Origin of the sequence: Caulobacter segnis (assembly GCF_019931575.1) — a bacterium.
Classification (GTDB): domain Bacteria; phylum Pseudomonadota; class Alphaproteobacteria; order Caulobacterales; family Caulobacteraceae; genus Caulobacter; species Caulobacter segnis_C.
On sequence record NZ_CP082923.1, the window covers coordinates 5,130,883 to 5,149,285 of the forward strand.

The 18,403-nt window shown below is 69.7% G+C and carries 25 protein-coding genes; 11 read left to right on the forward strand and 14 right to left on the reverse strand.

Annotated elements, in window-relative coordinates; all coding sequences use genetic code 11:
- Nucleotide 1 precedes the first annotated feature (1 nt).
- Nucleotides 2–532: a DUF3576 domain-containing protein gene (locus tag K8940_RS23580; protein ID WP_223392460.1), complete on the reverse strand. Its 531-nt coding sequence runs from the start codon at nt 530–532 to the stop codon at nt 2–4.
- A 252-nt stretch (nt 533–784) separates the two neighbouring features.
- Here K8940_RS23580 and K8940_RS23585 point away from each other — a divergent pair, with 252 nt between their 5' ends.
- Nucleotides 785–1,195: an NtrZ family periplasmic regulatory protein gene (locus K8940_RS23585; protein WP_223392461.1), complete on the forward strand. Its 411-nt coding sequence runs from the start codon at nt 785–787 to the stop codon at nt 1,193–1,195.
- Between the two features lie 7 nt (nt 1,196–1,202).
- Here K8940_RS23585 and K8940_RS23590 read toward each other — a convergent pair whose 3' ends face one another.
- Complete coding sequence (locus tag K8940_RS23590) at nt 1,203–1,826, reverse strand: thiamine phosphate synthase (RefSeq protein ID WP_223392462.1); 624 nt, start codon at nt 1,824–1,826, stop codon at nt 1,203–1,205.
- 15 nt (nt 1,827–1,841) lie between these two features.
- On the opposite strand from K8940_RS23590, the gene K8940_RS23595 reads away from it, so the two are divergent.
- On the forward strand, nt 1,842–2,507 hold the full coding sequence (locus K8940_RS23595) for a YggS family pyridoxal phosphate-dependent enzyme (protein ID WP_223392463.1): 666 nt from the start codon (nt 1,842–1,844) through the stop codon (nt 2,505–2,507).
- Here the strand turns inward: K8940_RS23595 and K8940_RS23600 are convergent.
- Nucleotides 2,504–3,013, reverse strand: coding sequence for a L,D-transpeptidase (locus K8940_RS23600; RefSeq protein WP_223392464.1), 510 nt, complete (start codon nt 3,011–3,013; stop codon nt 2,504–2,506). The genes K8940_RS23595 and K8940_RS23600 overlap by 4 nt on opposite strands.
- A 75-nt stretch (nt 3,014–3,088) precedes the next feature.
- Here K8940_RS23600 and K8940_RS23605 point away from each other — a divergent pair, with 75 nt between their 5' ends.
- A complete protein-coding gene (locus tag K8940_RS23605; protein WP_223395970.1) occupies nt 3,089–3,775 on the forward strand; it encodes a response regulator transcription factor in 687 nt (228 codons plus the stop codon).
- A gap of 65 nt (nt 3,776–3,840) precedes the next feature.
- Here K8940_RS23605 and secB read toward each other — a convergent pair whose 3' ends face one another.
- A complete protein-coding gene (gene secB / locus K8940_RS23610) occupies nt 3,841–4,329 on the reverse strand; it encodes a protein-export chaperone SecB (RefSeq protein ID WP_223392465.1) in 489 nt (162 codons plus the stop codon).
- A gap of 126 nt (nt 4,330–4,455) precedes the next feature.
- Here secB and timA point away from each other — a divergent pair, with 126 nt between their 5' ends.
- From timA to K8940_RS23630, 4 genes are all read left to right on the forward strand, one after another.
- Nucleotides 4,456–5,082, forward strand: a complete 627-nt coding sequence (gene timA / locus K8940_RS23615) for a TIM44-related membrane protein TimA (protein ID WP_223395973.1) — start codon at nt 4,456–4,458, stop codon at nt 5,080–5,082.
- Complete coding sequence (locus tag K8940_RS23620; RefSeq protein ID WP_223392466.1) at nt 5,082–6,263, forward strand: murein transglycosylase A; 1,182 nt, start codon at nt 5,082–5,084, stop codon at nt 6,261–6,263. Before timA ends, K8940_RS23620 begins: the two co-directional genes overlap by 1 nt.
- Nucleotide 6,264: 1 nt before the next feature.
- A complete protein-coding gene (locus K8940_RS23625; protein WP_223392467.1) occupies nt 6,265–6,846 on the forward strand; it encodes a Smr/MutS family protein in 582 nt (193 codons plus the stop codon).
- 71 nt (nt 6,847–6,917) lie between these two features.
- Nucleotides 6,918–7,409, forward strand: coding sequence for a cupin domain-containing protein (locus K8940_RS23630; RefSeq protein WP_223392468.1), 492 nt, complete (start codon nt 6,918–6,920; stop codon nt 7,407–7,409).
- Nucleotides 7,410–7,425: 16 nt separating this feature from the next.
- On the opposite strand, the gene K8940_RS23635 is transcribed toward K8940_RS23630, so the two are convergent.
- The 6 genes from K8940_RS23635 to K8940_RS23660 are packed head-to-tail and all read right to left on the reverse strand — an operon-like array spanning nt 7,426 to nt 11,510.
- Complete coding sequence (locus tag K8940_RS23635; RefSeq protein WP_223392469.1) at nt 7,426–7,752, reverse strand: phosphoribosyl-ATP diphosphatase; 327 nt, start codon at nt 7,750–7,752, stop codon at nt 7,426–7,428.
- On the reverse strand, nt 7,749–8,531 hold the full coding sequence (gene hisF / locus K8940_RS23640) for an imidazole glycerol phosphate synthase subunit HisF (protein WP_223392470.1): 783 nt from the start codon (nt 8,529–8,531) through the stop codon (nt 7,749–7,751). Before hisF ends, K8940_RS23635 begins: the two co-directional genes overlap by 4 nt.
- The gene (hisA, locus tag K8940_RS23645) at nt 8,531–9,265 is read right to left on the reverse strand and encodes a 1-(5-phosphoribosyl)-5-[(5-phosphoribosylamino)methylideneamino]imidazole-4-carboxamide isomerase (RefSeq protein ID WP_223392471.1); all 735 of its coding nucleotides are present in this window, start codon (nt 9,263–9,265) and stop codon (nt 8,531–8,533) included. The genes hisF and hisA overlap by 1 nt, the downstream gene beginning before the upstream one ends.
- On the reverse strand, nt 9,253–9,894 hold the full coding sequence (gene hisH, locus K8940_RS23650; protein ID WP_223392472.1) for an imidazole glycerol phosphate synthase subunit HisH: 642 nt from the start codon (nt 9,892–9,894) through the stop codon (nt 9,253–9,255). The genes hisA and hisH overlap by 13 nt, the downstream gene beginning before the upstream one ends.
- 9 nt (nt 9,895–9,903) lie before the next feature.
- Nucleotides 9,904–10,494, reverse strand: a complete 591-nt coding sequence (gene hisB, locus K8940_RS23655) for an imidazoleglycerol-phosphate dehydratase HisB (protein WP_223392473.1) — start codon at nt 10,492–10,494, stop codon at nt 9,904–9,906.
- Between the two features lie 26 nt (nt 10,495–10,520).
- Nucleotides 10,521–11,510 (reverse strand): adenosine kinase, encoded by a 990-nt coding sequence (locus tag K8940_RS23660; protein WP_223392474.1) that lies wholly within the window; start codon nt 11,508–11,510, stop codon nt 10,521–10,523.
- A 148-nt stretch (nt 11,511–11,658) separates the two neighbouring features.
- Between K8940_RS23660 and K8940_RS23665 the strand changes: the two genes are divergently transcribed.
- Nucleotides 11,659–12,516: a RimK family alpha-L-glutamate ligase gene (locus K8940_RS23665; RefSeq protein ID WP_223392475.1), complete on the forward strand. Its 858-nt coding sequence runs from the start codon at nt 11,659–11,661 to the stop codon at nt 12,514–12,516.
- A 28-nt stretch (nt 12,517–12,544) separates the two neighbouring features.
- On the opposite strand, the gene nth is transcribed toward K8940_RS23665, so the two are convergent.
- The gene (nth, locus tag K8940_RS23670; RefSeq protein WP_223395975.1) at nt 12,545–13,252 is read right to left on the reverse strand and encodes an endonuclease III; all 708 of its coding nucleotides are present in this window, start codon (nt 13,250–13,252) and stop codon (nt 12,545–12,547) included.
- 71 nt (nt 13,253–13,323) lie between these two features.
- Between nth and K8940_RS23675 the strand changes: the two genes are divergently transcribed.
- Nucleotides 13,324–13,800: a DUF2244 domain-containing protein gene (locus K8940_RS23675; protein ID WP_223392476.1), complete on the forward strand. Its 477-nt coding sequence runs from the start codon at nt 13,324–13,326 to the stop codon at nt 13,798–13,800.
- Nucleotides 13,801–13,843: 43 nt separating this feature from the next.
- Nucleotides 13,844–14,761 (forward strand): methylated-DNA--[protein]-cysteine S-methyltransferase, encoded by a 918-nt coding sequence (locus K8940_RS23680; protein ID WP_223392477.1) that lies wholly within the window; start codon nt 13,844–13,846, stop codon nt 14,759–14,761.
- A gap of 33 nt (nt 14,762–14,794) precedes the next feature.
- Here the strand turns inward: K8940_RS23680 and hslU are convergent, their stop codons facing one another.
- The 3 genes from hslU to hslV form a co-directional block, all read right to left on the reverse strand.
- The gene (gene hslU / locus K8940_RS23685; RefSeq protein WP_223392478.1) at nt 14,795–16,090 is read right to left on the reverse strand and encodes an ATP-dependent protease ATPase subunit HslU; all 1,296 of its coding nucleotides are present in this window, start codon (nt 16,088–16,090) and stop codon (nt 14,795–14,797) included.
- A complete protein-coding gene (locus K8940_RS23690; protein WP_223392479.1) occupies nt 16,087–16,941 on the reverse strand; it encodes a DUF4440 domain-containing protein in 855 nt (284 codons plus the stop codon). Before K8940_RS23690 ends, hslU begins: the two co-directional genes overlap by 4 nt.
- An 84-nt stretch (nt 16,942–17,025) precedes the next feature.
- The gene (hslV, locus tag K8940_RS23695; protein ID WP_223392480.1) at nt 17,026–17,625 is read right to left on the reverse strand and encodes an ATP-dependent protease subunit HslV; all 600 of its coding nucleotides are present in this window, start codon (nt 17,623–17,625) and stop codon (nt 17,026–17,028) included.
- A 5-nt stretch (nt 17,626–17,630) separates the two neighbouring features.
- Here hslV and K8940_RS23700 point away from each other — a divergent pair, with 5 nt between their 5' ends.
- Complete coding sequence (locus tag K8940_RS23700) at nt 17,631–18,383, forward strand: HesA/MoeB/ThiF family protein (protein WP_223392481.1); 753 nt, start codon at nt 17,631–17,633, stop codon at nt 18,381–18,383.
- The last annotated feature ends 20 nt before the right edge of the window (nt 18,384–18,403 follow it).

Genomic DNA, 18,403 nt, shown 5'->3' on the forward strand with positions numbered 1-18,403 from the left:
CTTAGCCCTTGATGTTCGAAAGACGAAGCTGACGGGCGCGGGTCAGGATCGCGTTCTCGATGTCGGTGGCGGTCTGGTCGGCGACCGGGGCGTCGACCCAGTTGCCGTTGATGTCCTTGGACTGCTTGAACACCGTGACGTTCAGGCCGTCGGCGCGCAGGCGGGTGTCCAGGATGTACACCGTGGCCTTGAAGCGCTCGGCCGGGGTCTCGGGGTTCACGTACCAGTCGGTGACGATGACGCCGCCGTACGGGTCGGCCGAAGCGAGCGGCATGAAGGCCAAGGTATCCAGGCTGGCGCGCCACAGGTAGCCGTTGACGCCGATCGAGCCTTCAGTGGCCGGGGCCTTGGAGCCGCCGCCGCCGAAGCGCTTGAACGGGTTCAGGCCCGGCTCGTCGCTTTGCGTGGAAAACGTCTTGGGGGGCTTGTTGCTGGCGCATGCGGTCATGCCCAGCATCGACAGAGCCAGGACGCCCGCGGCGACGCCGCGCATCACAGACCCACGCTCAAACGCCATAGTACCTCGCTCCAAATGTATCGCCGGCGCTATGCGCGCTCCTGGCGCGCCCCCGCGGCCGGGAGCCGGTCTATAGCATGGCTACGCCGCCTCAAAACAGGAATCGCGTGACCTCGTCGCCACAGGACTCGATTGAATCGTCCAATTCTGCCCGAAGTGCGACCAAAGGCCGGTTGACCGCGTTCCGGCCAAGCCTTTAATCGCAATTCAAGGGGCTCATCCTATATGGGATGGGTAGGGACAACCGAGTATAGGCGGCGAGTAGCGATGGTCGCGAAGCGTTTCTTCTTGGCGGGGGCTGCCGCGCTGATCCTGACGGGATCGGCCGCGACGGCGTTCGCCCAGGCCAAACCGCACGCTGTCGCCCCCGATTTCTCGGTCAAGAATGACTTCACCAGCGCCGCGGCGGGTGTCCAGTACCCGCAGGACGACAAGCGCACCCTGCGCTGGGACGCCAAGAAGGGTCGCTGGGGCCTGAAGCTGGACCTCGACCAGCCCTCCAGCCGTGAGATGGAGATGCAGGACGTCCAGGCCGGCGCCTATTTCAAGGTGACCCCCTCGATCCGCGTCGGCGGCGCCGTCAGCCTGGGCGAATCCAATCCCGCCCTGGCCGCCCGCAAGGCCCAGCAGCCGGAAGCCGCGCCCCGCGTCCGCCTGGAAACCGCTTTCAAGTTCTAACGCTCGGCTAGCCCGCCAGGGCTTCGACCGCCGCGATGCCGACGATCCCGCTGCCCGCCAGCGCCGTGACCGTGCGCGCCCGCACGCCGCCCAGCGCGTAGACGGGCAGGGACGAGGCCGCGACCAAGACCCTCAGGCCCTCGATCCCCAGCGGCTCGCCCGCCGACGGGCTGTTGCTGGGAAAGACCGGCGAAACGACGACCGCGTCGGCGCCGGCCCGTTCGGCCGCCCGGATGGCCTCGGCGTCATGGGCGGCGACGGTGATCAGCCAGCGCCCGTGCTCGGCCCGCAGGCGCGGGATTTCGCCGGCGCGGGCCTGCGGCATATGCAGACCGTCGGCCCCGATCCCCTCGGCCAGGCCGGCGACGGCGCCGGCCAGCAGCAGCAGGCCGCGCGCATCGGCGATGGCCCGCAGGCGGCGGCCCCGCTCGACGGCGTCCTCCGCCCCGAACGCTCTGAACACGATCCCCGCGCCGCGCGGCAGGCGTTCGGCCACGGCTTCGGGGTTCGCGACCCGCGCCGGATCGGTGAAGAACAGCAGGCCGGGCAGGGGCCGGCCGCGCGCGGTCCTTGGCGGAAAGGCCGCCGCCGCACTAGACAGGACTTCCAGCTCGCTCACGTTTCCGTCCAAGGCCAAACTCCTCCGATGACCTCAAGCCAGCCGCAAGCCCTCGCCGAGATCCAGGCCCGCATCGCCGCCGCCGAGGCCCGCGCCGGACGTCCGGCGGGCGCGGTGACCCTGGTGGCGGTGTCCAAGACCCAGCCCTGGGAGCATATCGCGCCCGTGCTCGCGGCGGGACAGAAAGTGTTCGGCGAAAACCGCGTCCAGGAGGCCATGGAGCGCTGGGGCCCGCGCCGCGAGGGGCTGGAGCTGCGGCTGATCGGGCCGCTGCAAACCAACAAGGCCCGTGAGGCGGTGGCTTTCTTCGACGTCATCGAGACGGTCGACCGCGAGAAGCTGGCCCGGGTGCTGGCCGACGAGATCCAGCGGGCCGGCAAGGCGCCGCGTCTCTACGTCCAGGTCAATACGGGCGAGGAGGCCCAGAAGGCCGGGATCGCGCCCGGCGAGGCCGACGCCTTCATCGCCGCCTGCCGGGAGACCTATGGCCTGAGCATCGAGGGCCTGATGTGCATTCCGCCCTTCGACCAGGATCCCGCGCCGCACTTCGCGAGCCTGCGGGCGATCGCCGCCCGCAATGGCGTCGCCAAGCTGTCGATGGGCATGAGCGACGACTTCGAGGTGGCCATCGCCGAGGGCGCGACCTCGGTGCGGGTCGGATCGGCGATCTTCGGCGTTCGCGACTACGCCTAGTCGGCGACGATCTCGACCGCGTCGCCCGGCCTGGCCGCCGCCAGCACCGCCTCGATGTCCAGCCGCTCCAGCGCCACGCAGCCCTCGGTGCCCGGATAGCCGTCGCGCGCCAGGTGCATGAAGATCGCCGAGCCCAGGCCCGGGACCGGTGGGTCGTCGTTGTGGCCCAGGATCACGACCAGGTCGTAGACGTGGTCGTCGCGCCACATTCGCTCGGCGCTGGCCGGATAGGGCAGGGTGACGGGGCGGTTGTAGTTCGGATCGCCGGGGGCGTCGCACCAGCCGTCCTCGCGCCGCGTGGCGCGGACGGGCAGGGCGGTCCTGGGACCCTCGGGATAGACGTCCGGCCGGTACCAGACCTCGCGCATCACCCAGGTCCCCAGCGGGCTCCTGTTGTCGCCCTCGCGCTTGTCGGCCGCCGCGATCGCGCCGGCCTTGCCGATCGCGCAGCGCCGGATCCGCCCGTCCAGCTCGAAACGACCGTCGGCATGGGCGCGGAACAGCATCGAGGGGCGACTCCTCAGACTTATAACCTAGCTCGGGGTTGTCCCCGGGGGCCGCAGCGGTGCATGTTTCGCCTTATGGCGCAACGCAAGACCCTTCTTCTGATCGACGACGACGACGACCTGCGCGGCGCCCTGGCCGAGCAACTGGCCCTGCACGAGGAGTTCGCGGTCGCCGAGGCCTCGAGCGCCGGCGAGGGCGTGCGGATGTCGCGCGAGATCAAGCCCGACCTGATCCTGCTGGACGTCGACCTGCCCGACATGGACGGCCGCGAGGCCTGCCGCTTGATGCGCAAGAACGGGGTCACCGCCCCGGTGATCATGCTGACGGCCGCCGCCAGCGACAGCGATACAATCCTGGGCCTGGAGTCCGGGGCCAACGACTATGTGACGAAGCCCTTCCGCTTCGGCGTGCTGCTGGCCCGAATCCGCGCCCAGCTGCGCAGCTATGAGGCTTCTGAAGACGCTCTGTTCCGCATCGGTCCGTACGAGTTCCGCCCGTCCGCCAAGCTCCTGGTCGACGAGAAGCAGAAGAAGGTGCGGCTAACCGAGAAGGAAACCAATATCCTCAAGTACCTCTATCGCGCCGGCTCCAAGCCGGTGTCGCGCGAGGAGCTGCTGACCGAGGTCTGGGGCTACAACGCCGGGGTCACCACCCACACGCTGGAAACCCACGTCTACCGCCTGCGCCAGAAGATCGAGCCCGACCCGGCCGTGGCGCGGATCCTGATCACCGAGATGGGCGGCTATCGGCTGCAGCCGTAACCACAAAGAAAAAGGCCCGGTCGGTGAGGACCGGGCCTTCTTGCATTCGTTGGCGACGCCTGGACCTAGGCGTTGCCGATCTGAACGCCTTCAGCCTGGGCCTTGCGCGCGGCGTAGACGCCGGCGAAGTCGATCGGGTCGATCAGGAAGGGCGGGAAACCGCCTTCGGCCGTGACGTCCGAGATCAGGCGACGGGCGTACGGGAACAGGAAGCGCGGGCACTCGATCAGCAGCACCGGCTCCAGGTCTTCCTCGGCGACGCCGGCGATGTGGAACAGGCCGCCATAGACGATTTCGACGTGGAACACGGCCTGATCGTCGCGCAGGGCGCGGGCCGAGAGCTTCAGGTCCACCTCGAACAGACCGTCGGGACGACCGCGAGCGTTCATCTCGACGCCCATGTCGATGGCGGGCTGGGCGGCGCCGGCGCGCAGGCTGTCGGGAGCCAGCGGATTCTCGAACGAGAAGTCACGAACGAACTGGGCCAGGATGCGGATGCCCGATTGTCCCGCGGCCTCTTCCGGAGTCGCCTCGGGGGCGGTGGTGTCGGTCATTAGGATAAAATCCGTAATCGGCGCGCTAGAACGCCTGTAAGAAAGGTGGGCGCTGCTACCATGAGGGCCCGTCTGGCGCAATGTCAGGCGCCTGACGGGAGAACGCGTCTCGCCTATATAGGCATCATCGCAAGGGCCCAAAGCCCGTCAACGGACCTTGAAGTGCTCCAGATCCTGTTCCTCGCCGCGGTCGCCGCTGTCGTTCTGTACCAGCTCTACGCCACTCTGGGGCGCCGAGCCGGACGGCAGCCCGACGACGCCTCCGTGACGGCCCAGCCGAACGGCGGCTCCGCGCCCCTGGCTGAAGCTCCGGCCCGCACCGAGGGCCTGGCGACGCTGAAGGCCAAGCAGCCGGACTTCGACCCGACCAAGTTCCTGGCCGGCGCTCGCGCCGCCTACGAGCAGATCGTCAAGGCCTATGCCGAGGGCGACCGCGAGACGCTGAAGCCGCTCCTGGCCCCCGAGGTGATGAGCAATTTCGAGCAGGCCATGGCCGCCCGCGAGGCCGCCGGGCGCAGCGAGAAGGTCGAGTTCCTGTCGCCGCCGCGCCTGGATCTGGAAAAGATCGACGTCGTCGGCGACCTGGCCAAGGCGGTGGTGCGGATCCTGGCCGAGGTGCGCACCCGCACCAAGGACGAGCGCGGCGAGGGCGTCGACGATCGTCGCACGGCCGAACTCTGGACCTTCGAGCGCGAGGTCAAGAGCGCCAACCCGAACTGGCAACTGTCGTTCGTCGCCGCCGCCGAGGCGTGATGATCCGCGCCCGCAACGCTCTCCCCACCGCCTTCGCCCCCCTGGCCCTGGCGGGCTTGCTGCTGAGCGCCTGCGCCAGCGTGACGACGCCGCTGCCGCCGGCCACGCCGGTTCCGACGCCGCCGCCACCGCCCTCCACAACCGTTGCGCCCCCGCCCTCCACGACTCCGCCGCCGACGGCGCTGTCGTTCTCCAGCCTGGCCGGCTGGGGCGAGGAGGATCACCTGGCGGCGCTCAACGCCTTCCGCGCCGGCTGCGGCGTGGCCAAGGAGCCGGCCATGGTCCGGGTTTGCGGCCTGGCCCGCGGCAGCGCCGTTCAGGACGAACCGGGCGCCCGCGCCTTCCTGGAAGCCAATTTCCGGCCCGAGTCCGTGGGTGACGAGGGCTTGCTGACCGCCTATTTCGCCCCGCGGTACGAGGCGCGGATATCGCGCAACGCCGAGTTCTCGGTCCCCTTGCGCGGTCTGCCGGCCGATCTGGTCGTGCTGGACCTGGGCGCGTTCGAACCGTCGTTCGTCGGCAAGAAGATCACCGGCCACGTCGAGGGCCCGACCTTCGTCCCCTATCCCGACCGCGCGGAGATCGAAGCGGTCCCCACCGACAAGCCCCTGGCCTGGATGCGGCCCGAGGAACTGTTCTTCCTGCAGATCCAGGGCTCGGGCGTCTTGGTGCTGCCCGATGGCCGCCGGGTGCGCGCGATCTTCGCCGGCACAAATGGCAAGCCATTTGTCGGTATCGCCAACGCCATGCGCGACAAGGGCCTGCTGCCCGACAACAACACCTCGGGCGACGCCATCAGGACCTGGCTGGCCGAGCATCGCGGGCCCGAGGCCGACGCGATTATGCGGCTGAACCCGCGCTACGTGTTCTTCAGGACGGCCCCCGACGACGGCAAGGAACCGGTCGGCGCGGCCGGCGTGCCGCTGCCGGCGGGCCGGGCCATCGCCGTCGACCCGAGCCGCCACGCCATGGGAAGCCTGTACTGGCTGGATGCGGCCGCGCCGAAGCTGGCGGGGGCCTTTCCGGCCTATCGTCGCCTGGCCGTAGCGCTGGACACCGGCGGGGCGATCAAGGGCGATGTGCGCGCCGATCTCTACATGGGCACGGGCGACGCCGCGGGGGCCGAGGCCGGCCGCGTGCGCCACGCCCTGCGCCTCTACCGGCTCGTCCCGAATTCGTAACATGGCCAGGAAGCCCCCGCCCCCTCCAGCAAAAATGGGCCCGGAAGACGATCGACGCCTCTGGAAGCTCGTCGCCTCCACCGTGACGCCGCGTTCGCCGGAGAAGCCCGAGAAGATGCGCAGCAAGGCGCGGATCCGGCCGGTGAAGACCGCCACGGCCCTCCCGCCGGAGACGCCGACCCGCCTGGCCTCGATCGCGCCCCTGCGCGTCGACCCCCAGGAGCTGAAGCCGGCGCCCGCCAAGGCGCCAAAGGGCCCCGCCGACCGCATCGAGCCCAACCGCAAGCGCCGCATCGTCAAGGAGCACGACCCGATCGGGGCGCGCCTGGACATGCACGGCCTCGACCAGGACCAGGCGCGCGCCACCCTGGAGGGCTTCATCCGCCGCGCCTATGACGACGGCCACCGGGCCGTTTTGGTCATCACCGGCAAGGGCAAGGTCGGTCATGGGGTTCTGAAGCAGCGCACGCCCGAATGGCTGGCCGGGCCAGGCGTGCGCGAACTGATCGCGGGGGTCTCGACCGCCGACCAGCGGCACGGCGGCGAGGGCGCCCTGTACGTGGCGCTGAAGCGGAAGGCCTGAAGGTCTGCTAGGGGTGTAACGCGGTCATTCGCGTCAAGGGTCGCGACCTGGGGAGAGCTGTGGTGAAGACAATGGCTAAGGCCTTCACGATCTGCGCGACGGCGTTTCTGCTCGGCGTCTCGTCAGGCGTCACCACCGCGTCCGCTCAACAAGCCGGCCCGTCCGGCTTCGCGAGCAGCGCGGATGTCCAGGCTCAGCTCCGCGAGATGCTCGCCGCCATGAAGCCCGATCAAGGGTTCATGTGGCGACCCTTGGTTCGCGACGGCGCCACCGTGGCGGCGATCGAAATATGGAAGAAACCGGGCCGCCCCGCCGTTCACCCCGCCGAAGCGGAATACGCGATCGTGTTGGAAGGCGCCGGCACGCTGGTTTCGGGCGGGACCATGGCCGACCCAAAGGTCAAGAACGCCAATCTGGTCGAGGGAAGCCAAATCGAGGGCGGCGTGACGCGGACCCTCGGCCCGGGCGACGTCATCCTGATCCCCGCGGGCGCGCCGCACTGGTTCGGGATCACCGGCGACCGACTGGTTCTGCTGGGAATTAAACTGCCCGGCGCCAAATGACCGATCCGGACAGGCTTCAGGACGTCCGCGAAGCCTTTTCGGCGATGCCCGACGTTCCCTCGCGGGCTTCCAGCTTCTCGGCCACGGCGTCCAGCGAGACGCCCGAGGCGGCCATCAGGGCCAGCCAGTGGTACAGCAGGTCGGCGCTCTCGGCCGCCAGGGCGTCAGGGCCTTGCGCCACCGCGGCGATCACGGTCTCCACCGCTTCCTCGCCCAGCTTCTTGGCGGCCAGGGCGGGGTCGTTCAGCAGCTTGGCGGTGTAGGATACCGACGGATCGCCGCCCTTGCGGGCCTCGATCGTCGCGGCCAGGCGCTCCAGGACGGCGGTCAGGCGCTGGCTCATGCCACTTCCTTCAACTTGTCCAGGCGCACCGGAATGCCGGCGTCGGCCATGGCCTGCTTGGCCTCGCCGATCGAGATCTCGCCGAAGTGGAAGATCGAGGCGGCCAGCACGGCGGCGGCGTGGCCGTCACGCGCGGCTTCCACCAGGTGCTCGGTCTTGCCCGCGCCGCCCGAGGCGATCACCGGCACGGTGACCGCGCCGGTCACGGCTTTCAGCAGCGGGATGTCGTAGCCGATCTTGGCCCCGTCGCGGTCCATCGAGGTCAGCAGGATCTCGCCCGCGCCGCGCTCGACGACCTTGGCGGCCCATTCGACGACGTCGATCCCGGTGTCCTTGCGGCCGCCATAGGTCCAGACGTTCCAGCCCGAGCCGTCCTCGCGCGCCTTGGCGTCGATGGCCACGACCACGCATTGGGCGCCGAAGGCGTCGGCGCCGGCGGCGATCAGGTCGGGGTTCTCGACGGCGGCGGTGTTGACCGAGACCTTGTCGGCGCCGGCCAGCAGCAGGCGGCGCATGTCCGACACCTGCCGCACGCCGCCGCCCACCGAGACGGGCATGAAGCAGACCTCGGCCGTGCGCGAAATCACGTCCAGGATCAGGCCGCGGCCCTCGCTGGAGGCGGTGATGTCCAGGAACATCAGCTCGTCGGCGCCGGCGGCGTCATAGGCGCGGGCCTGCTCCACCGGGTCGCCGGCGTCGCGCAGGGAGACGAAGTTGACCCCCTTGACCACCCGCCCGTCCTTCACGTCGAGGCAGGGAATGATCCGGGTCTTCAGCATCAGGCCGCCGCCGCGATCAGGGCTTCATCCGGGCGGATCGTGCCGGCGTAGAGCGAGCGGCCCAGGATGGCGCCGGCGATCTCGACGCCCTTGCGGGCCTTGAGGCGCTCGATGTCGGCCACCGAGGCGACGCCGCCCGAGGCGATGACCGGGATCGAGACGGCGTCGGCCAGTTCGCCCACGCCTTCCACGTTGACACCGGTCAGGGCGCCGTCGCGGCTGATGTCGGTAATGATCAGGGCGGCCACGCCGGCGTCCTCGAAGCGACGCGACAGGTCGATGGCCGACAGGTCCGACAGGCCCGTCCAGCCGTCGACCGCGACCTTGCCGTCACGAACGTCGACCGCCACGGCGATCTGCTCGGGCCACAGGCGGGCGGCCTTGCGGACCAGGTCCGGGTCGTGGACGGCCACCGTGCCCAGGATGACGCGGGACACGCCCGCCTCGATCCAGGCCTCGACGCCTTCCAGCGTGCGGATGCCGCCGCCCAGCTGCACCGGGATCGAGATCGACTCTAGGATCGACTCCACGGCGGCGGTGTTGACCGACTTGCCCTCGATGGCGCCGTTCAGATCGACGACGTGCAGCCACGAAAAGCCGTCCTTGACGAAGCGCTGGGCCTGGTCGGCGGGCGAGTTGTTGAAGACCGTGGCCTTCTCCATGTCGCCGTGCAGCAGGCGCACGCACTGGCCGTCCTTCAGGTCGATGGCGGGATAGAGGATCATGGGCGCCATTCCAGGAAGTTGGCGAGCAGGGCGAGCCCTGAGGCTTGTGACTTTTCGGGGTGAAACTGTACGCCCGCGACATTGCCCTTGGCCACCGCCGCCGTGAACGGACCACCGTGGTCGGTGGTCGCGACGACGTCGGCGGGATCGGCCGCGTTCAGGGCGAACGAGTTGGCGTAGTACATGTGGGCGCCGTCCTCGATCCCCGCGAACAGGGCGTGAGGGCGGACGAAGCTGATCGCGTTCCAGCCCATGTGCGGGATGGTCAGGGCCGGGTCGTTCGGCTCGAGCTTCTTCACCTGGCCGGCGATCCAGTCGAGGCCGGGGGTGACGCCGAACTCCAGGCCCTCGGTGGCCAGGAGCTGGTGGCCGACGCAGATGCCCATGAAGGGGACGCCGCGACCGTGCACGGCCTCGTTCATCGCCTCGTAGACGCCGGTAGCGTCCAGGCCCGCGCGGCACGAGGCGAAGGCCCCGACGCCGGGCAGGAAGACGCGATCGGCCTTGGCGACAAGGTCGGGATCGGCGGTGACGACGATGTCGGCGTCAATCGCGCGGCGGCGGGCCGCCTCACGCAGGGCCTTCTCGGCCGAACGCAGGTTGCCCGACCCGTAGTCGATCAGGGCGAGGGTCTGCATGGAAGGTTCCTACAGCACGCCCTTGGTGGACGGGGCCTGGCCGCCGGTCTTGGGGTCGAACTCGACCGCCTGACGCAGCGCCCGGGCCAGGGCCTTGAAGCCGCTTTCGGCGACGTGGTGGGTGTTGTCGCCGTAGAGGGTCTCCAGGTGCACGCACGCCCCGCAGTTCATCGCGAACGCGTGGTGGAACTCCTTGAAGAGTTCGGTGTCCATCTCGCCGACCTTGGGCCGCTTGAAGTCGACCTTCCAGATCAGATAGGGCCGGTTCGAGAGATCAATGGCGCAGCGCGTCAGGGTCTCGTCCATCGGGATATAGGCCGAGCCGAAGCGCCGGATGCCCTTGAAGCCGTCCAGCGCCTTGTTGATCGCCTGGCCCAGCACGATGCCGGTGTCCTCGACCGTGTGGTGCATGTCGATGTGCAGGTCGCCCTTGGTCTCGACCTCCAGGTCGAAGCCGCCGTGGCGCGCGAAGCTCTCCAGCATATGGTCGTAGAAACCAATGCCGGTGGAGATCGTCGAGGCGCCGGTCCCGTCGAGATCGATCCAGACCCGGATCTGGGTCTCCTTCGTCTCGCGGACCACTTCAGCGGTGCGGGCCATCTGAATCCTTACAGTCCGTTCTGGCTCTAGAGGCCGTTCTTGGCGGCCAGCTCACGCAGGCTGACCTGCGGGCGCGGACCATAGTGGTCGATCACCTCGGCGGCGGCGAGAGAGCCCAGCTGGCCGCAGACCGGCAGCGGGCGGCCCTGCGACAGGCCATAGAGGAAACCGGCCGCGTATTGGTCCCCCGCGCCGGTCGTGTCCACGACTTTTTCCACGGGGTAGGCCGAGATTTCGTGCAACTGCCCGTTGGAGACCACCACCGAGCCCTTTTCGCTGCGGGTGACGGCGGCGATCTCGACCCGGTCGGCCAGGGCCTTAACGGCGGCGTCGAAATCGTCGGTCTCGAACAGGGCGCAGACTTCCGAGGCGTTGGCGAAGACGATGTCGCACTGGGTCTCGATGAAGCCCAGCAGGCCGGCGCGGTGGCGCTCGACCACGAAGCTGTCGGAAAGGGTGATGGCGATCTTGCGACCCGCGCCGTGGGCCAGGGCGGCGGCCTTGGCGAAGGCGCGGCGGGCTTCCGGCGGGTCGAACAGATAGCCTTCCAGGTACGAGATCTGGGCGGCCTCGATGATCTCGGGATCGACGTCGGCCGAGTTCAGCTCCACGCAGGCGCCCAGATAGGTCGACATGGTGCGCTGGGCGTCGGGGGTGACGTTGATCAGGCACTGGGCCGTGGCCGGGCCCTCGGCCAGCGACGGGGTGGTGAAGGTGCAGCCGATCGCCTTCATGTCGTGGCGGAACACGCGGCCCAGCTGGTCGTCGGCGACCTTGCCGATATAGGCGGCCTTGGCCCCGAAGCTGGCGATGCCGGCCATGGTGTTGGCGACGCTGCCGCCCGAGGCCTCGATGCCCGCCGCCATGGCGTCATACAGGGTCGCCGCGCGCGCTGGGTCGATCAGGGCCATCGAAGCCTTGGTCAGGCCTTCCTTGGCGAGGAAGGCGTCGTCGCACTGGGCGATGACGTCGACGATGGCGTTGCCGATGCCGGCGACGTCGTAGAGCGCGGTCATGGAGCGGAGCAAACCTTTGAAAGAACGGGCCAAGCGGCCGAAAACACCTTGGCGATTAAAGGAAGTGGGGGCTCAAGGCAACGCGAGCCTTGTCCCAGGCGCTGCGACATCATAGCTGCGAACTTCCTAATCAAGCTTGAGTGAGCCGATGGTCGACGTCCTGATCCTGGTCCCCGCCCGCGACGAACCGCGCTTCGCCGACAGCTGGCGCCCGCTGTTCGAGCGCCTGGCGACGCCGCTGCGCGCCCGGGGACTGAGCGTCGCGGCCCAGCCGTGGACAGACGCGATCGACAAGGACGGGGCGCGCCTGGTCATGCCGTTGCTGGCCTGGGGCTATCACGGCCGCGAGACCGAGTGGTTCGCGCTGCTGGACGGGCTGGAGCGCGACGGCATCCGCGTGGCCAATCCGGCGTCGGTGATGCGCTGGAACTCGATCAAGACCTACCTGGTCGAGCTGGCCGGCAAGGGCGCGCCCGTCGTGCCGACCCACACCCACGACCGGCTGACGGACGCGGCCGTCCAGGCCGCCTTCGACGCCTTCGGGGTCGACGAGGTGGTGGTCAAGCCGCAGATGTCCGGCGGCTCGCACGAGACCATCCGCGTCAAGCGCCACGGCTCTCTCGAGGGCGGCCCCAGCGGTCCGGCCCTGATCCAGCCGTTCCTGCCGGCGGTGGGCGAGGAGGGCGAGCTGTCGCTGTTCTATTTCGACGGCCATTTCAGCCACGCCGTGACCAAGGTCGCGGTGGAGGGCGACTTCCGCGTCCAGCCGCAGTTCGGCGGCCAGGTCAGCGAGATCGCTCCCGAGCCCGAAGCCCTGCGCGCGGCCGAGATGGTGCTGGAGGCGGCCGGCGCGCCGCTGACCTACGCCCGCGTCGACCTCATCCGGGGCCTGGAGCATACGCCGCAGCTGATGGAGCTGGAGGTGATCGAGCCGGATCTCTTCCTGCAGCACGCCCACGACGGCGGCGCGGCCTTCGCGGCGGCGGTGGTGAGGGCGGTCGGGTAGACATCCCCCTGGGGATAGGATTCTGAGCCTAAGCCCCCAGGAACAGCTCCCGCGACGGGCACAGGTCGCTGATCTTGCAGATCTCGCACTTGGGCTTGCGGGCCACGCAGACATAGCGCCCGTGCAGGATCAGCCAGTGGTGCGCCCGGGTCTGGTAGGGCGGGGGCACGATCCGCATCAGGTCCTGCTCGACCGCGTCGGGGGTCTTGCCGGCCGACAGCTTCAGCCGGTGCGAGACGCGGAAGACGTGGGTGTCGACGGCGATGGCCGGTTCGATGTCCAGCTCGTTCAGCACCACGCTGGCGGTCTTGCGGCCCACGCCGGGCAGGGCCTCGAGGTCGGCGCGGTTCAGCGGGACCTGGCCGCCGTGCTTGTCCATCAGGATGTGAGCGGCGGCGATGACGTTCTTGGCCTTGGTGCGGAACAGGCCGATCGAGGCGATGTACTTGATCAGCCCCTCTTCCCCGAGCTCCAGCATCTTCTCGGCGCTGTCGGCCACCTGGAACAGCGGGCCGGTGGCCTTGTTGACCTGGACGTCGGTGGCCTGGGCCGACAGGGCCACGGCGGTGACCAGCTCGTAGGGGTTGGCGTAGTTCAGCTCGGTCTTGGGATGCAGCTCCAGGCTCTCGAAGCGCTCGAACAGGATCTCGACCCGCTCGCGTTCCGCGGGGCTGATCCGCTTGGCGGTCGGTTTCTTCTTCTTGGCGAGGATGGGCTTGGCCATGGCGCGGACCATGCCGTGATGCGCCTGAAACGCCAAGAAGGACGGCTCGCCAAGCGCGGGGCGCGGTCTTAAATTCAGCCTCCATGGCTCTGCCGATCTACATGGACCGCGTGATCGCGCCGCATCGCTCACTGAGCCCGCAGGGCGCGGCGGTGCTGCTGGGCGTGATGATGGCGTTCAACGCGCTGGTGGCGATCTTCCTGCTGGTCGTTGGCGCGCCGCCGGTGCTGCCGTTCCTGGGGCTGGACGTCCTGGCCCTGTGGCTGGCGTTGCGAGCCAGCGACCGCGCCGCCCGCCGGGTCGAGCGGGTCCAGGTCACCGCCGAGGCCGTCACGGTCAGCCGCGAGGACGAGAAGGGCGCGCGCACGGTCTGGACCTCGCCGACCGCCTTCACCCGCGTGGGCGTCGACCATCCGGGCGAGCACGAGATCCGCGTGCGGCTGATGATCCACCGCCGACGCCTGACCCTGGCCCGCTCGCTGGGCCCGGACGAGCGGATGAGCTTCGCGGGCGACCTGCAGGACGCCATCCGCGCCGCCCGCAACGAGCGCTGGTCATGACAGCAAGAACCGGGCGGACGCCGTTATCCGAGGGCCGTAGCCTATGAGCATGGCATACGACGCATCCCCTCTCGCGAGCGCGATCCCCGAGGCGGCCAGCCAGGAGCTGGTCCGTCTGGCCGAACGCTCGGTCGACTACCACCGCATGGCCCGGGCGCTGGACTGGCTGGCCGAGCGGTGGTCGGATCATCCCTCGCTGGACGAGGCGGCCCAGGCCGTGGGCCTGTCGCCGTTCCACTTCCAGCGCATCTTCACCCGCTGGGCCGGGGTCAGTCCCAAGAGCTTCGTCTCGGCCATCGCCCACGCCGAGGCCCGGCGCTCGCTGGAGGCCGGCGGCACGGTGCTGGACGCGGCCTTCGACGCCGGCCTGTCGGGGCCTTCGCGGCTGCACGACCTGTTCATCGCCCAGGAGGCGGCGACGCCGGGCGAGGTGCGCCGGCGCGGGGCGGGCATGCGGCTGCGCTGGGGCTGGGCCCCGACGCCGTTCGGCAAGGGCCTGTTCGTGATGGCCGATCGCGGCCTGGCGGGCCTGGCCTTTTCGGACGGTGACGACGCGTCGACCTTCGCCGACATGCATCGCCGCTTCCCGGCCGCCGACTGGACCCGCGACGACATGGCCGCCCAGGCCACCGCCCTGCACGCTTTCGCGCGCGGCGGGGGCGCGGGCGGGGAGGGGCCGCTGCCGGTGGTGCTGATCGGCTCGCCGTTCCACATCCAGGTCTGGAAGGCGCTCTTGAACATCCCGGCGGGCGAGACGGCCACCTACGGCCAGGTCGCCGGCTGGGCCGGCAAGCCCAAGGCCTTCCAGGCCACCGGCGGCGCCATCGGGGCCAACCCGATCTCCCTGCTGATCCCCTGCCACCGCGCCATCGCCAAGAGCGGCAAGCTGACCGGCTACCACTGGGGCCTGGCCCGCAAGGCCGCGATCCTGGGCATGGAGGCGGTGGCGAAGGCGGGGTGAGAAATCCTCCTCCGCTAGGGGGAGGATCTTGGTCTACAGAATGAACCGGCTCAGATCGGCGTTCGCCGCCAGGGCCCCGACGCGTTCCTGGACATAGGCCGCATCCACCGTGACGGTCTCGCCGCCGCGATCGGCCGCGGTGAAGCTGATCTCCTCGACCACCTTCTCCAGGATGGTCTGCAGGCGGCGCGCGCCGATGTTCTCGACCGAGCCGTTCACGGCCACGGCCGCGTCGGCGATGGCGTCGATGGCCTCGTCCGTGAAGCTCAAGGTCACGCCCTCGGTCAGCATCAGGGCCTGGTGCTGGCGGATCAGGTTGGCTTCCGGCTCGGTCAGGATCCGGCGCATGTCGTCGCGGGAGAGGCCCTTCAGCTCGACGCGGATCGGCAGGCGGCCCTGCAGCTCGGGCAGCAGGTCGCTGGGCTTGGCCACGTGGAAGGCGCCCGAGGCGATGAACAGGATGTGGTCGGTCTTCACCGGGCCATACTTGGTCGAGACGGTCGTCCCCTCGATCAGCGGCAGCAGGTCGCGCTGCACGCCCTCGCGGCTGACGTCGGCGCCGGAACGCTGTGAGCTGCTGGCGACCTTGTCGATCTCGTCCAGGAAGACGATGCCGTGGTTCTCGGCCAGCTCCAGGGCCTCCTGGGTCAGGGCCTCCTGGTCCAGCAGCTTGTCGCTTTCCTCGGCGATCAGCGGGGCCCAGGCGCCGGTGACGGTGGTCTTATGGGTCTTGGTGCGACCGCCGCCCAGCGACTTCATCATGTCGGACAGGTTGAACACGGCCGCGCCCGGTTGGCCGGGAATCTCGAAGTTCTGGCCGCCGCCGGTGTCGGACAGCTGCAGCTCGATCTCCTTGTCGTCCAGCTCGCCGGCCCGCAGCTTCTTGCGGAAGCTGTCGCGGGCGGCCGTGGCGCCGGGGCCGGTCAGGGCGTCGAGGATGCGGTCCTCGGCGGCGGCCTCGGCCTTGGCGCGGACGGCGGCGCGGCGCTTGTCGCGGACCATGGCCAGGGCGCTTTCGGCCAGGTCGCGGACGATCTGGTCGACGTCGCGGCCGACATAGCCGACCTCGGTGAACTTGGTGGCCTCGACCTTGAGGAACGGGGCCTGGGCCAGCTTGGCCAAGCGCCGGGCGATCTCGGTCTTGCCAACCCCCGTGGGGCCGATCAGCAGGATGTTCTTGGGCGTCACCTCGTCACGCAGGTCGGCGGGCACCCGACGGCGACGCCAGCGGTTGCGCAGGGCCACGGCGACGGCCTTCTTGGCCTCGGCGTGGCCGACGATGTAGCGGTCCAGTTCGGAAACGATCTCGCGGGGGGAAAACTCGGTCATCGGTCGTTGATCAGGGTCTCGAAGATCAGGCGCCAGCCTTCCGGCCGCCTTTGCCAGACATGCATATAGTGGGCCTGGACGGAATTTTGACCTGTCTCGCGCCCCATTCCGTTCCAACTGGCCTCGCCATGGGTCCAGACAAGGTCGCCGGCGCGGGACGCCCCGCCGCCGCGCAAGGTCAGGGACATGGTCGCCGGACGGGCCGCCAGGCGTTCGTCCAGTGCGGTCGGGGTCAGGGTCCGGGTCCCGCGCGGGCCCAGCAGGCGCGCGTCTGTCGACAGCGCTGCCCTGTAGGCGTCGGTCGCGCTTCGTTGAGCCGCCTGGCTCAGCGTCGTCTCGGCCCCGCGTACGGCGTCGAAAGCCTTGGCGGGCGCGGCCTCGCCGAGCGCCGACGCCGGGCCGATGACCGCCGGGGTCTCTGGGCCTGGCGCGGAGACCGCGTCCGCCGCGCCGCCGCCGTCATAGATCCAGCGCCACCGGCCGTCGGCGTCCTTGCGCCAGATGCTGGCGTACCAGGCCGCGCGCCTGCCGTCGTAGGCGGCCGGACCGATCGACAGGCCAAGATCCCCCGACCGAGCGGCGACCACCCAGGCCGGCCACCATTCCAGCTTGGGCTCGCCCTGGCCCGAGCGGGCGCCATAGGCCGCCTTGGCGCTGACCGGGGCCGGCTCGAAGACGATGGCGTCGTCGGCCATGTGCTTCAGGAACGAGCCCCGGACGCCCATCGTCAGTCCGTCGGCGGCAAAGGCGCGCTCGGCCGCCTCGATCTGGGCGGCGGGTGTCTGGGATGCGGCTTGAGCGGCCGGGGCGGTGATCAGCGCAAGGCTGGCGATCAGAATGGCTTTGAGCATGGCAGGATCCTCCCGACGCCTAGCCAAGCGCCGGGAAATTTTGCCGCGCACCCCGTTTGCGACGAAAGCCTACGCGGCTTCGCCCTAGAGGACTTCCACCGTCAGGTTGCCATTGGTGTAGACGCAGATCTCGGCGGCGATGGCCATCGCCTTGCGGGCGATGTCCTCGGCCGAAAGGTCCTGTTCGATCAAGGCCTTGCCGGCCGCCAGGGCGTAGTTGCCGCCCGAGCCGATCGCCGCGACGGCATTGCCGTCGGCGCTCTCGCCCGGTTCCAGCACGTCGCCGACGCCGGTGACGGTGTAGATGGCGGTCTTGTCGGCCACCAGCAGCATGGCCTCCAGCTTGCGCAGGTAGCGGTCGGTGCGCCAGTCCTTGGCCAGGTCAACGCAGGCGCGGGCCAGTTGGTCGGGATACTGCTCCAGCTTGGCCTCGAGGCGCTCGATCAGGGTGAAGGCGTCGGCCGTGGCGCCGGCGAAGCCCGCGACGACCTTGCCGCCGGCCAGGCGTCGCACCTTGCGGGCGTTGCCCTTGACGACGGTTGGGCCCATGGAGACCTGTCCGTCGCCGGCGATCACGGTCTGTCCGTTCTTGCGCACCGCCAGAATGGTCGTGCCGTGCCAGTCGGGGAAGGAATTGCTGCTTTGCATGGCTTCGCATGTGGCGAGGCCGGGCCGGAGGGTCAAGCGCCATGAGTTTTTCGCCCAGGTCCTTTTCAGAGGCCGAAGTCGAGCGCTACGCCCGCCATCTGGTCCTGCGCGAGGTTGGCGGCCCCGGCCAGCAGAAGCTGCAGGCCGCGCGGGTGCTGGTGGTCGGGGCCGGCGGCCTGGGCGCGCCGGCCTCGCTGTACCTGGCGGCGGCGGGGGTGGGGACCATCGGCCTGGTCGATCCGGACACGGTGTCGCTGTCGAACCTGCAGCGCCAGGTGCTGTACGCCACCGCCGATGTCGGCCGGCCCAAGGTCGAGGCCGCCGTCGAGCGGCTATCGGCCCTGAACCCGCACACCGCGGTCGAGACCCATCCGGTATGGCTGGACGCCGCCAACGCCGGCGACATCGTCTCGCGGTATGACCTCATCCTGGACGGCACCGACGACTTTTCCACCCGCTTCGCCGTCAGCGACGCCTGCCTGGCCCACGGCAAGCCGCTGGTCAGCGGGGCCCTGGGCCGCTGGACTGGCCAGGTCGGGGTGTTCCACGGCCAGCCCTGCTATCGCTGCCTGGTGCCCGAGGTCCCGCCGGACGCCGAGACCTGCGCCCTCGTGGGCGTGGTCGGGGCCCTCGCCGGCGTGGTCGGGTCGATGATGGCGCTGGAGGCGGTCAAGCTGGTGACCGGCGCGGGCCAGCCCTTGTCGGGCAAGCTTCTGATCTATGACGCCCTGGCGGCCGAAACCCGTACGGTGCGGATCGGGGCCGATCCCCATTGTCCGGCGTGCGGTGCTTGACGAAGTTGAAAGAACGTCGT

Bases quoted from the DNA above. Each gene is read 5' to 3' on its own strand.
- K8940_RS23595 (WP_223392463.1), top strand. From the start codon at position 1,842: ATGACCTCAAGCCAGCCGCAAGCCCTCGCCGAGATCCAGGCCCGCATC.
- K8940_RS23690 (WP_223392479.1), bottom strand. From the start codon at position 16,941: ATGCTCAAAGCCATTCTGATCGCCAGCCTTGCGCTGATCACCGCCCCG.
- K8940_RS23675 (WP_223392476.1), top strand. From the start codon at position 13,324: ATGGCTCTGCCGATCTACATGGACCGCGTGATCGCGCCGCATCGCTCA.
- K8940_RS23620 (WP_223392466.1), top strand. From the start codon at position 5,082: ATGATCCGCGCCCGCAACGCTCTCCCCACCGCCTTCGCCCCCCTGGCC.
- hisA (WP_223392471.1), bottom strand. From the start codon at position 9,265: ATGGCGCCCATGATCCTCTATCCCGCCATCGACCTGAAGGACGGCCAG.
- K8940_RS23660 (WP_223392474.1), bottom strand. From the start codon at position 11,510: ATGACCGCGCTCTACGACGTCGCCGGCATCGGCAACGCCATCGTCGAC.
- K8940_RS23680 (WP_223392477.1), top strand. From the start codon at position 13,844: ATGAGCATGGCATACGACGCATCCCCTCTCGCGAGCGCGATCCCCGAG.
- hisB (WP_223392473.1), bottom strand. From the start codon at position 10,494: ATGGCCCGCACCGCTGAAGTGGTCCGCGAGACGAAGGAGACCCAGATC.
- hisH (WP_223392472.1), bottom strand. From the start codon at position 9,894: ATGCAGACCCTCGCCCTGATCGACTACGGGTCGGGCAACCTGCGTTCG.
- nth (WP_223395975.1), bottom strand. From the start codon at position 13,252: ATGGTCCGCGCCATGGCCAAGCCCATCCTCGCCAAGAAGAAGAAACCG.
- secB (WP_223392465.1), bottom strand. From the start codon at position 4,329: ATGACCGACACCACCGCCCCCGAGGCGACTCCGGAAGAGGCCGCGGGA.
- hisF (WP_223392470.1), bottom strand. From the start codon at position 8,531: ATGCTGAAGACCCGGATCATTCCCTGCCTCGACGTGAAGGACGGGCGG.
- hslU (WP_223392478.1), bottom strand. From the start codon at position 16,090: ATGACCGAGTTTTCCCCCCGCGAGATCGTTTCCGAACTGGACCGCTAC.
- K8940_RS23605 (WP_223395970.1), top strand. From the start codon at position 3,089: ATGGCGCAACGCAAGACCCTTCTTCTGATCGACGACGACGACGACCTG.
- K8940_RS23585 (WP_223392461.1), top strand. From the start codon at position 785: ATGGTCGCGAAGCGTTTCTTCTTGGCGGGGGCTGCCGCGCTGATCCTG.
- K8940_RS23700 (WP_223392481.1), top strand. From the start codon at position 17,631: ATGAGTTTTTCGCCCAGGTCCTTTTCAGAGGCCGAAGTCGAGCGCTAC.
- K8940_RS23600 (WP_223392464.1), bottom strand. From the start codon at position 3,013: ATGCTGTTCCGCGCCCATGCCGACGGTCGTTTCGAGCTGGACGGGCGG.
- K8940_RS23625 (WP_223392467.1), top strand. From the start codon at position 6,265: ATGGCCAGGAAGCCCCCGCCCCCTCCAGCAAAAATGGGCCCGGAAGAC.
- K8940_RS23635 (WP_223392469.1), bottom strand. From the start codon at position 7,752: ATGAGCCAGCGCCTGACCGCCGTCCTGGAGCGCCTGGCCGCGACGATC.
- K8940_RS23665 (WP_223392475.1), top strand. From the start codon at position 11,659: ATGGTCGACGTCCTGATCCTGGTCCCCGCCCGCGACGAACCGCGCTTC.
- K8940_RS23630 (WP_223392468.1), top strand. From the start codon at position 6,918: ATGGCTAAGGCCTTCACGATCTGCGCGACGGCGTTTCTGCTCGGCGTC.